General features: G+C 51.9%; 9 protein-coding genes and 1 pseudogene. 8 read left to right on the plus strand and 2 right to left on the minus strand.

The annotated features are described in order from the left end of the window. From psaA to IGR76_11370, 6 genes are all read left to right on the plus strand, one after another. Positions 1–1,674, plus strand: a 1,674-nt coding sequence (gene psaA / locus IGR76_11345; GenBank protein MBF2079084.1) for a photosystem I core protein PsaA, incomplete at its 5' end; no start/stop codon positions are given. A gap of 25 nt (positions 1,675–1,699) precedes the next feature. Then, on the plus strand, positions 1,700–3,928 hold the full coding sequence (gene psaB, locus IGR76_11350) for a photosystem I core protein PsaB (GenBank protein MBF2079085.1): 2,229 nt from the start codon (positions 1,700–1,702) through the stop codon (positions 3,926–3,928). A 104-nt stretch (positions 3,929–4,032) separates the two neighbouring features. Then, positions 4,033–4,221 carry a twin-arginine translocase TatA/TatE family subunit gene (gene tatA / locus IGR76_11355; GenBank protein MBF2079086.1) on the plus strand — a complete coding sequence of 63 codons (189 nt, stop codon included), beginning with the start codon at positions 4,033–4,035 and terminating at the stop codon, positions 4,219–4,221. Positions 4,222–4,257: 36 nt separating this feature from the next. Beyond that, positions 4,258–5,109: a DUF72 domain-containing protein gene (locus IGR76_11360; protein ID MBF2079087.1), complete on the plus strand. Its 852-nt coding sequence runs from the start codon at positions 4,258–4,260 to the stop codon at positions 5,107–5,109. Positions 5,110–5,218: 109 nt separating this feature from the next. After that, positions 5,219–6,619: a folate/biopterin family MFS transporter gene (locus tag IGR76_11365; protein ID MBF2079088.1), complete on the plus strand. Its 1,401-nt coding sequence runs from the start codon at positions 5,219–5,221 to the stop codon at positions 6,617–6,619. A 61-nt stretch (positions 6,620–6,680) separates the two neighbouring features. Next, on the plus strand, positions 6,681–8,204 hold the full coding sequence (locus tag IGR76_11370) for a carotenoid oxygenase family protein (GenBank protein ID MBF2079089.1): 1,524 nt from the start codon (positions 6,681–6,683) through the stop codon (positions 8,202–8,204). A 159-nt stretch (positions 8,205–8,363) separates the two neighbouring features. Here IGR76_11370 and IGR76_11375 read toward each other — a convergent pair whose 3' ends face one another. After that, complete coding sequence (locus tag IGR76_11375; protein ID MBF2079090.1) at positions 8,364–12,080, minus strand: hydantoinase B/oxoprolinase family protein; 3,717 nt, start codon at positions 12,078–12,080, stop codon at positions 8,364–8,366. A 175-nt stretch (positions 12,081–12,255) separates the two neighbouring features. Here IGR76_11375 and cobO point away from each other — a divergent pair, with 175 nt between their 5' ends. After that, complete coding sequence (gene cobO, locus IGR76_11380; protein ID MBF2079091.1) at positions 12,256–12,942, plus strand: cob(I)yrinic acid a,c-diamide adenosyltransferase; 687 nt, start codon at positions 12,256–12,258, stop codon at positions 12,940–12,942. Between the two features lie 120 nt (positions 12,943–13,062). Then, positions 13,063–13,332: pseudogene (locus IGR76_11385) on the plus strand (IS1 family transposase). Positions 13,333–13,443: 111 nt separating this feature from the next. Here the strand turns inward: IGR76_11385 and IGR76_11390 are convergent. Beyond that, on the minus strand, positions 13,444–13,925 hold a 482-nt coding region (locus IGR76_11390), incomplete at its 5' end, for an AAA+ family ATPase (GenBank protein ID MBF2079092.1).

Below are 13,925 nucleotides of genomic sequence, written 5' to 3' on the forward strand. Positions count from 1 at the left end.
TCCATGATGAACCACCACCTAGCAGGCTTGCTGGGTCTGGGTTCGCTCGGTTGGGCTGGCCACCAGATTCATGTTTCTTTGCCCATTAATAAACTCTTGGATGCTGGAGTGGCTCCGAAGGACATTCCACTACCCCATGAGTTCATCTTGGATAAGAGCTTGATGGCAGAGCTGTACCCCAGCTTTGCAAAAGGGATTACTCCATTCTTCACGCTCAACTGGGCAGAATACTCTGATTTCCTAACCTTCAAAGGCGGTCTAAACCCCGTGACTGGTGGTCTGTGGCTATCGGATACCGCGCATCACCACGTGGCGATCGCTGTTCTGTTCATCATTGCGGGTCATATGTACCGCACCAACTGGGGCATTGGCCACAGTATGAAGGAAATCCTCGAAGGGCATAAAGGTCCCTTCACGGGTGAAGGACACAAGGGTCTATATGAAATTCTGACGACCTCTTGGCACGCTCAACTCGCGATTAACCTAGCGTTGTTGGGTTCCCTCACCATTATCGTGGCGCAGCATATGTATGCCATGCCACCCTACCCCTACCTCGCAACCGACTACCCCACGCAGATTTCGCTGTTTACCCACCACATGTGGATCGGGGGCTTCCTAATCGTTGGTGCAGGTGCCCACGGGGCAATCTTCATGGTTCGTGATTACGATCCGGCGAAGAACGTCAATAACTTGCTTGATCGGGTATTGCGTCACCGTGATGCAATCATCTCTCACCTAAATTGGGTTTGTATTTTCCTGGGCTTCCATAGCTTTGGTTTATACATCCACAACGACACCATGCGGGCGTTGGGTCGTCCAGAGGATATGTTCTCTGACTCTGCGATTCAGCTCCAGCCTGTGTTTGCTCAGTGGATTCAAAGTCTGCACACTGCTGCACCGGGTGCAACGGCACCCTTTGCCACTGGCCCTGCTAGCTTTGCCTTCGGCGGTGATGTTGTCTCCGTTGCCGGTAAGGTTGCAATGATGCCGATTCAACTCGGTACGGCGGACTTTATGGTGCACCATATCCATGCGTTCACCATTCACGTTACCGTTCTCATTCTGCTGAAAGGTGTCCTCTTTGCTCGTAGCTCTCGTCTAATTCCAGATAAGGGTGAGCTTGGATTCCGTTTCCCTTGCGACGGCCCTGGTCGGGGTGGTACTTGCCAAGTATCCGGTTGGGATCATGTCTTCTTGGGATTATTCTGGATGTACAACTCCTTATCGATTGTGATTTTCCACTTCAGTTGGAAGATGCAGTCGGATGTATGGGGTACGGTTTCCCCGGATGGCACCGTGTCTCACATCACGGGTGGCAACTTTGCCCAAAGCGCGCTGACCATCAATGGATGGCTTCGTGACTTCCTCTGGGCACAGGCAGCTCAAGTAATCGGTTCCTACGGTTCTGCTCTGTCTGCCTATGGTTTGCTGTTCTTGGGTGCTCACTTTATCTGGGCATTCAGCCTGATGTTCTTGTTCAGTGGTCGTGGCTACTGGCAAGAGTTGATTGAGTCTATTGTTTGGGCTCACAACAAGCTAAAGGTTGCCCCAGCTATTCAGCCTCGTGCTCTGAGCATTACTCAGGGTCGTGCTGTAGGGGTAGCTCACTACCTCTTAGGAGGAATTGTCACAACGTGGGCATTCTTCCTGGCTCGAATCATTGCTGTTGGATGAGCGAGAGGAGATTTCGTTAAGACTTATGGCAACTAAATTCCCGAAATTTAGCCAAGACCTGGCACAAGACCCGACTACACGCCGGATCTGGTACGGGATTGCCACCGCTCACGACTTTGAAAGCCACGATGGCATGACGGAAGAGAATCTTTATCAAAAGATTTTTGCTTCCCACTTCGGCCACCTGGCAATCATTTTCCTCTGGACGTCTGGCAACCTGTTCCACGTCGCTTGGCAAGGCAACTTCGAGCAGTGGATCAAAGATCCTCTGAACGTTCGCCCAATTGCCCATGCAATTTGGGATCCCCACTTTGGTAAGCCTGCGGTTGATGCATTCACGCAAGCCGGAGCTTCCAATCCTGTCAACATTGCGTACTCTGGGGTTTACCACTGGTGGTACACCATCGGCATGCGCTCCAATGCAGACTTGTATACCGGGGCTGTATTCCTGATGATTCTGTCGGCAATCTTCCTGTTCGCAGGTTGGTTGCATCTCCAGCCCAAGTTCCGTCCGAGCTTGTCCTGGTTCAAGAACGCAGAATCTCGCCTGAATCACCACTTGGCTGGATTGTTTGGCGTTAGCTCCTTGGCCTGGACAGGTCACCTAGTTCACGTAGCGATCCCTGAGTCCCGTGGTCAGCATGTAGGCTGGGACAACTTCCTGTCTACACCTCCCCATCCCGCCGGATTGATGCCTTTCTTCACCGGAAACTGGGGCGTATATGCTCAAAACCCAGATACCGCAGGTCATGTTTTTGGTACGAGCCAAGGCGCAGGTACTGCAATTCTGACCTTCTTGGGTGGATTCCACCCTCAAACCGAGTCTCTATGGCTCACGGATATGGCGCATCACCACTTGGCGATCGCCGTGATCTTCATCATTGCGGGTCACATGTACCGTACCAACTTTGGCATCGGTCACAGCATCCGCGACATCCTGAAGTCCCACCGTCCTCCTGAAGGCACTCCCTTTGGTGGTCTGTTGGGTAAAGGTCATGAGGGTTTGTACGATACGCTGAACAACTCCTTGCACTTCCAGCTTGCTTTGGCACTGGCATCTCTGGGCGTTGTCACCTCCTTGGTGGCTCAGCACATGTACTCCCTACCTCCCTATGCCTTCATGGCACGGGATTACACCACCCAGGCAGCGCTTTACACCCACCACCAGTACATTGCTGGCTTCATTATGGTTGGTGCGTTTGCCCATGGTGCGATCTTCTTGGTTCGCGACTACGACCACAATGCCAACAAGGACAACGTGTTGGGTCGCGTGCTGGAGCACAAGGAAGCGATTATCTCCCACTTGAGCTGGGTATCGCTGTTCCTCGGCTTCCATACCTTGGGCTTGTACGTCCACAACGACGTTATGCAAGCGTTTGGTACGCCTGAGAAGCAGATCTTGATTGAACCTGTGTTTGCACAGTGGATTCAAGCGTCTCACGGTAAAGCACTGTATGGATTTGACACGCTGCTGTCTAATCCTGACAGCTTGGCAACAACAGCTTGGCCAAACCACGGCAACGTCTGGTTAGGCGGCTGGCTGGATGCCATCAACTCTGGAACGAACTCCTTGTTCCTCACGATCGGCCCTGGTGACTTCTTGGTTCACCATGCGATCGCCCTCGGTCTGCACACCACCACTCTGATTCTCGTTAAGGGTGCGTTGGATGCTCGTGGATCGAAACTGATGCCGGACAAGAAAGACTTCGGCTATAGCTTCCCTTGTGACGGCCCCGGTCGTGGCGGTACGTGCGACATCTCTGCTTGGGATGCGTTCTACCTCGCCATGTTCTGGATGTTGAACACCATTGGTTGGGTTACCTTCTACTGGCACTGGAAGCACCTGGGAATTTGGCAAGGGAACGTGGCTCAGTTCAATGAAGCGTCTCCGACGATCATGGGCTGGCTGCGTGACTACCTGTGGCTGAACTCGTCCCAGTTGATTAACGGTTATAACCCGTTTGGCATGAACAACCTGTCGGTTTGGGCTTGGATGTTCCTCTTTGGACACCTAGTTTGGGCAACGGGCTTCATGTTCCTCATCTCCTGGAGAGGATACTGGCAAGAGCTGATCGAAACGATTGTATGGGCGCACGAGCGTACGCCTCTGGCAAACTTGGTTCGCTGGAAGGACAAGCCGGTTGCACTGTCCATCGTTCAAGCTCGCTTGGTTGGTCTAGCTCACTTCACAGTTGGCTATGTCCTGACCTACGCTGCCTTCCTCATTGCCTCAACAGCGAGTCGATTTGGTTAACCTAAACGAATCTGTTGAGTTAGCAATTTAATCAATAGCCCTTCGCCAACGAGAGGTGAGGGGCTATTATCTTTTAGAGGGCTTGAAACGCGGAGGAGAACGCTATGTTTGGTTTGGGTTGGCCTGAAATTGCAATCATTGCATTTATCGCTCTGTTAATTTTTGGGCCGAAAAAGATTCCGGAACTGGGGGGAGCACTGGGTAAAACGCTCCGGGGCTTTAAGGACGAGATGAATAAGCCTGCGGGTGAGCTTGAGGGCGAGGGTGAGGATGTTGACCAGGATGATGCCTAGAACTCAGGTGTTTTGAGCATTTGGCATCATTGGATCATGAGACAGTTTTTCCTCGGATGTGCGGTTTGGGCGTATAAAGACTGGGTTGGTGACTTTTTCCCTCTAGGAAGTCGTTCCTCCGATTTTCTACGCCTCTATAGCGAACGCTTAACAACCGTAGAAGGCAACACTACTTTCTATTCGGTTCCCGGTAAGAACATGGTGCAGCGCTGGGCAACGGAAACCCCTCCAGACTTTCAGTTTTGCCTGAAGCTACCGAAAACCATTAGCCATCAAGGGGCGATCGCTCCCTACGTCACCAACGCGATCGCCTTTTTAGAACACATGGATTTGCTAGGATCTCGGCTTGGCCCCTTGATGCTACAACTGCCCCCCAGCTACGGGGTACAGTATTTAGAGGATTTGCGGAATTTTCTGAAGGGATGGGGCGATCGCCATCCCCTAGCGGTCGAAGTGCGCCATTTAGACTGGTTCAGTAAAGCCGCCCAGGCGTTGAACGAGATGCTGCGGGAATTCCAAGTTGGGCGAATTGTGCTGGATACGCGACCGATCTACAACTGTCCGGAGGATCCGCAAATCGCGTCCGAACGGCGGAAGCCTCAAGTTCCCCTAGCCGCAGACGTAACGGCTCCGTTCACCATTGTTCGCTACATTAGCCACCCCACCCTATCGATGAACCAGGGTTATCTCGATGAGTGGGTTCATCAGGTCAGCCAGTGGCTCAAGCAGGGAACTCGGATCTATTTCTTCGTACATTGCCCTCAGGAAGTTCACTCCCCTGCGATCGCTCGTCATTTTCAAGCGTGCCTAGAAGCACAATCCATTGCGGTTCCGCCCCTACCCTGGAACCAGATTCAGCAGCCCGACACCCAACTTAGCCTCTTCTGATCGGGAAAATTAAGCAAATCTCCATCTTGCGATGGCAGCATCTTCCAATCAGGCAAGTTAACATGGTTAAAAATGTTGATATTTCTTAATAGTCATTATCAGTTTTTGCATGACCGCTTCTTCACCAGATTTGGGCGATCGCCCTCAATCCTTGGGGGTAAAAATTAAAGCATTTATTCGAGACAAGATCTTATTTGGCAACGAGCCAACCCCCGAACTTCTCGCCATCTTGTTGGTGTATCTCGTTCAAGGGGTTTTAGGTATATCGCGCTTAGCGGTTAGCTTCTTTCTGAAAGACGATTTAGGACTCACGCCTGCCCAAACCTCAGCCCTACTCGGTATCGCAGCGCTGCCTTGGGTCATTAAACCCCTGTTTGGGTTTCTCTCCGATGGGTTACCCATCTTCGGCTATCGTCGTCGCCCCTACCTGGTTCTAGCCGGACTCCTGGGGACAGGATGCTGGTTGGCGATGGCTACCGTGATCCATTCTGCGTGGGCTGCAACCCTAGCCATGACCCTCAACTCCCTGTCCGTAGCAGTGAGTGATGTGATCGTAGACTCGATCGTGGTGGAACGGGCGCGGCGAGAGTCCATTGAAAAAGCAGGTTCACTCCAATCAATCTCCTGGGGCGCATCGGCCTTTGGAGGACTGCTGACCGCTTACTTGAGTGGATTTCTCCTCCAGCAGTTCAGCACCCAAATCGTCTTTGGAATTACGGCCATCTTCCCCCTGATCGTGACGTTAGTGGCAGGACTGGTGACCGAGGCCAAGGTGGATCACTCCTCGGAGTGGACGGTCGTACAGCAACAGATGAGAGACTTGTGGAAAGCGGTGTCTCGTCCTGCCATTCTCCTCCCTACGGCCTTCGTGTTCATCTGGCAGGCGACCCCAACCGCAGAATCCGCTTTCTTCTTCTTCACCACCAACGAATTAGGGTTTGAACCAGAATTTTTGGGACGAGTTCGCCTAGTGACAAGCGTTGCTTCCCTCATTGGGATTTGGCTCTTCCAGCGTTTTTTCCGTAGCGTTCCGTTCCGTCAAATTTTTGCCTGGACGACCATCCTCTCTGCGCTGTTGGGCATGACAGCTCTCCTGCTTGTAACCCACGCAAACCGGGCGATCGGGATTGATGATTACTGGTTCAGCTTAGGCGATAGCTTGGTCTTGACCGTCATGGGGCAAATTGCCTTTATGCCTGTGCTGGTATTGGCAGCGCGTCTTTGTCCAAAAGGGGTGGAAGCGACTCTCTTTGCCCTGTTGATGTCGGTCTTTAACCTCGCAGGCATGATTTCCCACGAGTTGGGGGCTGGCCTGACCTACATCATGGGCGTTACGGAAACCAACTTTGAAAACCTGTGGCTGTTAGTTATATTAACGAATGTAACAACGCTGTTTCCCTTGCTGTTTATCAGGTGGCTACCGTCTGGGGATATCAATCCAGACGACATTGAGGAAGGATACCCGATCGTCGAGTCTCCAGAACCAGTGCTTGAGGGACACCCGAACTAACTATCTAGCCTGTTTCATCCGTCCACATTTGCAAACCGTCTGCTCGTTTTCATATCTATTTATGCAAAGTCTCTCCGTTGATCCGAGTTCCTTGAGTGCGTCCAACCTGTCCTATTCCCTAGAGGATTGGCAGAAAGGCTATGAGTCGTTGCGGGACGAATATACTTACTGGATTGATGATATAGAAGGTGCGATTCCAGCCGATCTCGAAGGAACACTCTTTCGTAATGGGCCTGGATTGCTTGATGTAAACGGTCAACCGATTCAGCATCCCTTTGATGGAGATGGCATGGTGTGTGCGATCGCCTTTAAGGACGGCAAAGCCCATTTTCAGAATCGCTACGTGCGAACAGAGGGCTACGTCGCAGAACAAAAAGCCGGACGGATTCTCTATCGTGGCGTCTTTGGCACCGAAAAGGCTGGGGGATGGTTGGCAAACGCCTTTGACTTTAAGTTGAAAAACATCGCGAACACCCACGTCGTTTATTGGGGTGGAAAGTTGCTAGCCCTTTGGGAAGCGGCAGAACCCTATTGCCTCAATCCACAGACCTTAGAAACCCTAGGGATTGAGCGATTTGACGGTCAGTTACAGCACGGGGAAGCCTTTGCCGCCCATCCTCGGTTTGATCCCTCCTGCGCGGCAGACGGTGGCGCACCCCGGATGGTGAACTTTTCGATTAAACCGGGACTGTCCACCACGATTACAGTTTTTGAACTCAACCAGGCGGGAGAGATTGTAGAGCGTCACGCCCATTCCGTTCCGGGCTTTGCGTTCATTCATGATTTTGCAATCACGCCCAACTACTGTATTTTTCTCCAGAATCCAATCGCGTTTAATCCTCTCCCGATGGCGCTCGGTCTGCGCAGCGCTGCCGAATGTCTATCCGTAGATCATCGCCAACCCACAAAGCTTTTGGTGATTCCGCGTCATAGCAACGGCTCGGTGCAAAGCTTCACAACCCAGGCGGGCTTTGTCTTCCACCATGTCAATGCCTTCGAGCAAGACGGTCAGATTGTGCTCGATTCGGTGTGTTACGCAGACTTCCCCAGGGTGCGATCGGATGAGGATTTCCGCGAGGTCAAGTTTGCCCGAATTCCGCCCGGTCAACTCTGGCGATTCTGCATGAACTTAGAGAAAGGGACGGTAGAACGTCAGCAGTTAGATCAGCGTGGATGTGAATTTCCGGTTGTCCATCCGGGGTTGGTGGGTCGTCCCTATCGCTATTTTTATATCGGTGCAACCCACGCCCCAGAAGGAAATGCGCCCCTGCAAGCAATTATGAAAGTGGATCTGGAGTCCGGCGATCGCCAACTCTGGAGTGCGGCTCCGCGTGGATTTATTGGTGAACCGATTTTTGTGCCGCGATCGCCCCATAATTCCGAAGCCCCTGAAGACGAGGGTTGGGTACTCTCTCTCTGTTTCAACGCCGAAAAAGAGTGTTCAGAGTTAGTAATTTTGGATGCTCAGGATTTCGGGAAGGGAGCGATCGCTCGTCTACGGCTGAAGCACCATGTTCCTTATGGATTGCACGGTATGTTTACGCCAGAGTACTTTGGTTCTCATCCGAATCTCCAACAGAGTTAGAGGGAATCTGAGATCTGCGACTTCTGGTCAACGTCCCAACCGTTGCTGATCAGAATCATCAGAGAAGTCGCAGATCTGAACCCTCTCTTATAGCTGTTGCCAGCTAGCTTAGGACATGGACATTTTGGTGGGGCGGCGAAGCCGCCCCACCAAAATGTCCTAACCGATATGGCTAGCGCTATACATCCCAAACCCACCGCCTCCAGGCGTTTCCACCACAAACGAATCTCCCGATGATACGTCTACCTCTGCACAGCCCGACAATTCCTCTACCGTGCCATCCTGCCGCGCAACCCAATTATGTCCCGTTTTTCCAGGTTGTCCACCCTGAAGCCCAAACGGTGCAACCCTGCGGTGTCCCGACAGAATGGCAGCCGTCATCGCCTCGCGGAATTGGATGCGGCGCACAACTCCATTTCCACCGCGATGCTGTCCTTGTCCACCACTGTTCTCCCGAATCGAGAATTCCTCCACAAGGACAGGAAACCGCCACTCCAGCACCTCTGGATCAGTAAGACGAGAATTGGTCATGTGGGTCTGAACGGCATCGGTGCCATCAAAGGTTGCACCTGCGCCCGAACCGCCGCAAATCGTTTCGTAGTATTGGTGTTTCTCGTTGCCAAAGGTGAAATTGTTCATCGTGCCTTGGGCAGCGGCCATGACCCCTAGCGCCCCGTAAAGGGCATTGGCGATCGCCTGGGACGTTTCCACATTTCCAGCAACGACCGCAGCCGGATAGGCGGGATTGAGCATACAGCCGTCGGGAATCGTAATTTTAAGCGGTTTGAGACAGCCTGCATTGAGGGGAATATCGTCATCGACAAGGCTACGGAAGACGTAGAGTACAACAGCCTTCGTAATGGCTAGCGGTGCATTTAAATTCGTAGACTTTTGCGGAGAGGTTCCCGTAAAGTCGATGTGGGCAGTACGGTTTTGGTTGTCGATCGTCACCTGAACATTGATGGTACTGCCATCATCCATGACATAGGTGAACTGTCCATCGTGGAGTTTTTCGATCACTCGTTGTACAGAAGCAGTTGCATTATCTTGAACGTGGTGCATATAGGCTTGAACGGTGGGTAGGCCAAAGTGTTCAACAATGCGCTGGAGTTCCTGACCACCTCGCTCATTAGCCGCAATTTGGGCTTGGAGGTCGGCAATATTTTGATCGGGATTCCGAGCAGGATAGATACTGCTGGTTAGACGTTGGCAAATTTCTTCCTCGCAGAATTCACCCTGCTTAACGAGTTGAACGTTATCCAATAACACCCCTTCTTGATCGATAGAGGTGCTGTAGGGCGGCATAGAACCGGGCGTGATGCCGCCAATATCAGCATGATGGCCTCGTGAGGCGACATAGAAAGTAGGGCGATCGCCTTCTAGAAAGACAGGCGTGATTACGGTAATATCCGGTAGGTGGGTTCCTCCGTTATAGGGATTGTTGGAAACGTAGACATCGCCTGGTTTCAAAGTGTCTCCCTTGGATTGGATTAGGCTACCAACACTTTCACTCATGGAACCAAGGTGAACCGGGATGTGGGGCGCATTGGCAACGAGTTGGCCGTTATCGTCAAACAGCGCACAGGAGAAATCGAGCCTTTCTTTGATGTTGACGGAATAGCTGGTGTTTTGGAGGGTGATGCCCATCTCGTCAGCGATCGCCTGAAAGAGATTGTTGAAAATCTCTAGCATAACGGGGTCGGGCGTTGAATGGTCTGTTTCGTGATTTCGCGATGCAGCCGAGAATTCTATCTGCTTGGCTTTTTGTAGAACCAAGGCATTGCGTTCGGTCAACGTCGCACTCCATCCGGGTTCAACAACATTGGTTCCGGTAGCTTCAAGAATGAGCGCGACTCCATCAATGCGATCGCCCGGACGGAGATCATTGCGCTGGTAGACTGGAGCTTCGTGCCATTGATCGTGGGTATAGACCGAGACCGTAGCGATCGGCGTGAGTAGGGACTCTCTTTTTGTCCAGAGTTTTGATTCTTCGAGGGAAGGTGATCGCCCAATCACTTCTACAGATACAGCCTCCACAATCAACGCTTTATGGGGAACGATAAATCCGTAGCGCTGCTGATGGTTTTGCTCAAAGTGCGATTGCATATCCTCTAGATCGCCAAACGGAACCAGAAGCGATGAGTCGGTTCCGGCATAGCGCAGATGGACTTTAGGTCGAGTTTCTAATCGCTCTCGATCAATTCCCTGCTGGAGAACTTCGGCTTGTCCTTCCTGAGATAGAGTATCTATGATGTGCTGAAGCGAGGATAACACATCTAGATTTAACTCTGCTTCTACGGCTTTCTCGTTGAGCGATCGAACGTCGGCGAGACCAATACCGTAGGCCGAGAGAACGCCCGCATAGGGATGGAGAAAGATCTGGGTCATGCCCAGCGCATCGGCAATTAAACAGGCGTGCTGTCCTCCTGCCCCGCCAAAGCAGCACAGCGTATATTCGGTAATGTCATATCCCCGCTGTACCGAGATCTTTTTGATGGCATTTGCCATTTTATCGATGGCGATCGCTAAATAGCCTGCGGCAACCTGTTCTGGAGAGCGGCGATCGCCTGTCTTGGCTTCGATTTCAGTGGTCTGTTTTGCAAAGGCTTGTTTCACAATTTCTTGATCTAAAGGGAGATCCCCCGTTGCGCCAAAGACGTTCGGAAAAAACTCCGGTTGGAGTTTGCCCAACATCACGTTGCAGTCCGTCACGGTCAATGGCCCTCCTTGGCGATAGCAGGCTGGCCCCGGATTGGCTCCGGCAGACTCTGGCCCCACTCGATATCGCGCTCCATCAAAAAAGAGAATGGATCCCCCTCCAGCCGCAACGGTGTGAATAGACAGCATTGGGGCACGAAGCCGCACCCCTGCTACCTCCGTTTCAAAGACGCGCTCGTATTCCCCGTTAAAGTGAGAGACATCAGTAGACGTTCCGCCCATATCGAAACCGATGATTTTATCAAATCCTGCTCTGAGGCTAGTTTTGACCGCCCCAACAATGCCCCCCGCTGGGCCGGAGAGAATGCTGTCTTTGCCCTGGAACAGATGGGCGTCTGTAAGTCCACCGTCGGATTTCATAAACTCCAATTTGGGACGGTGTGTTTCTGTCGGTTCAACGGGATCAAGAGCAGAAGTTATCTGATTTACATAGCGACGCAGAATCGGAGAAAGATAGGCATCTAAAACGGTAGTATCGCCACGACTAACAAACTTCATTAGGGGACTGACTTCATGGGAGATTGAGACTTGCGGGAAGCCAATCTGACGGGCGATCGCCCCTATTTCTCTTTCATGTTCTGGATAGCGATAGCCGTGGAGAAAGACGATCGCACAACTGCGAATTCCGTCGTCGTAGGCTGCCTGTAATTGCTGTGTGACTCGATCTATCTCGCCCGGCGTGAGGGAAACCCGTTCTTCTCCCTCTGCCGTGTAGCGCTCATTAACCTCAACCACCCGCTCATAAAGCATTTCCGGCAGCACAATCTGTCGTGCAAAGATATTTGGACGATTCTGATAGCCAATCCGCAACGCATCCCGAAATCCTTGTGTGGTGACAAAGACTGTGCGATCGCCCTTTCGTTCGAGTAGGGCATTGGTTGTGACGGTGGTTCCCATTTTGACACCTGCGATCACCCCTGACGGAATCGGATCAGTGGATGAAAGACCGAGGATATCCCGAATGCCTTGAATTACCGCATCTTTGTAGCGATCGGGTTGTTCTGATAGCAGTTTATAGACAATCACCCACTGTTGATCGGGAAGGGGTGTGACTTGAAACCGAGGCTGATCCGAAAGACGATGGGCGATCGCTGGATTATCAGTTACAACAACTAAATCAGTAAACGTACCACCTCGATCGGCAAACACCTGCAACATCGCTGACGAACCTCGTTATCAACAGTTGTTCTGAAAAGAATACGTTTCTATTGTTGCAAGTCGTCGAGCGTCTGGGCGATTTTTTCATCGATCGGCACGAGTGGCTCAGTCTCCAGGCATGGATACAGGAGCACATTATGCGTTATCCTAAAACGTCTCCTCAAAAAATAACGTTATGAAGACTAACGCAATTACGCCTCAAGCCGATCAAGAAGCACGACAACTGGACGAAGAGGGCATCACGCCTGGACTGAGTGACGAGCAGTATCGCCGCAAAATGCAGCGTCGTAAAGAAGTTCAAGAACAGCGTTTAGCCGAACGAACCCTTGAAAAAGGACTCATTATTGTCAATACAGGCAACGGCAAAGGGAAGACGACTGCGGCACTGGGCATGGTATTGCGATCGCTCGGTCATGGCTTTCGGGTGGCGATCGTGCAGTTCATTAAAGGAGCCTGGGAACCTGCGGAAAAGGCATCGTTGGCCCCGTGGACAACGGGAGAACCTCCTCAACTGGTCTTTCACGCCATGGGCGAGGGCTTTACCTGGGAAACCCAGGATCGGGCACGGGATATCGCAAAAGCGGAAGAAGCCTGGGAAACCGCTCTCCACTACATTCACAATCCTGAATTTAAGCTCGTTCTACTGGATGAGGTCAACGTTGCCCTTAAGCATGGCTATCTTGCTCCAGAGGTCATTTTGAGCGATTTAGCCCAAAAGCCAGAGGATTCCCACGTGATCCTGACCGGACGGGGTGCGCCCCAGTCCATCATTGACCATGCCGATCTGGTCACAGAAATGACGCTCGTAAAACATCCATTTCGGGAACAGGGGGTTAAAGCTCAGCCAGGTATTGAGTTTTAGTTTTCGGGCGATCGCCTCAGCTTAGAGCATCGTTGGGCGCAAGGACAGATGCAGGTTTGTGCCGTTGTTCTGTCTTAGAAAATATTCCATCTCCGGGTGGGACATTGGTTTAGTGCATCAAGCGAGGTTCATGCGAACCATAATGAGGCACATAATGCAGCCATGAGGCAGCGATGTAGTGCGTATCGCAGGCGTCAGAACCTTTACGCCAAAAATCAGGCAGGATTGCAGAGAGTCTTGGATGTGCAGCGACTGGTTCACGCCTGGGTCAGACCCCACTGCGGTCTAGCCAAGGGAGTGACTCCTGCGATGGCCATAGGACTAGCTTCTCGTCCTTTAACGATCTCTGAATTGTTGTCCAGTAGAGGGTTTCAAAATATGCCCTCTTAGAAAACCAGTGCCGCACACTGGGTGGAGGCTTTTATCATTTCTCGAAGGGAAGGGAGCTGTTGGGGAAGAAGTGGTAGATTTTTTGTCGTGGTTAAGTAGCTTTTCCTTTTATCATTCCTGCTCAAACGACTGACTTTTAAACTTCAGTGTCCGGCAGTTCTCTGTCACAGTACGAACGACATCATCCGGTACCCCATCAGGAATCTCTGCTTCGATTTCGAGCGTGATTTTGACCTTGGCACCGTTTAGAGCAGTGAGATGCTGGATGACCTCATTAGCGATCGCCGGTGTATCGCGGTTGATCCGCATTGCATCGATATCGACGTTGCCATAAAACCTACGCAGGACAGTGGTCTGGCTATCTCCTGTCCCATTGCTTGCATCACCATCACCACCCGCTGTGCCGTCGCCATCCGTTGATAAGCCGCCCCCTGATGTTCCTCCATCCACGGTAGTTGTGGAGCCTCCAGATGTCATGGTGGTTGCCTGGGCTGCTTCAGCATCAAACTGCTGCTGGGCAATGTCAGGCTTCACGAGGAGGCTTTGAACGCTGATGTTTGGGTTGATGCCTGTTGCTGCCTTAAGGCCCAGGT

It is taken from the genome of Synechococcales cyanobacterium T60_A2020_003, assembly GCA_015272205.1.
GTDB lineage: Bacteria > Cyanobacteriota > Cyanobacteriia > RECH01 > RECH01 > JACYMB01.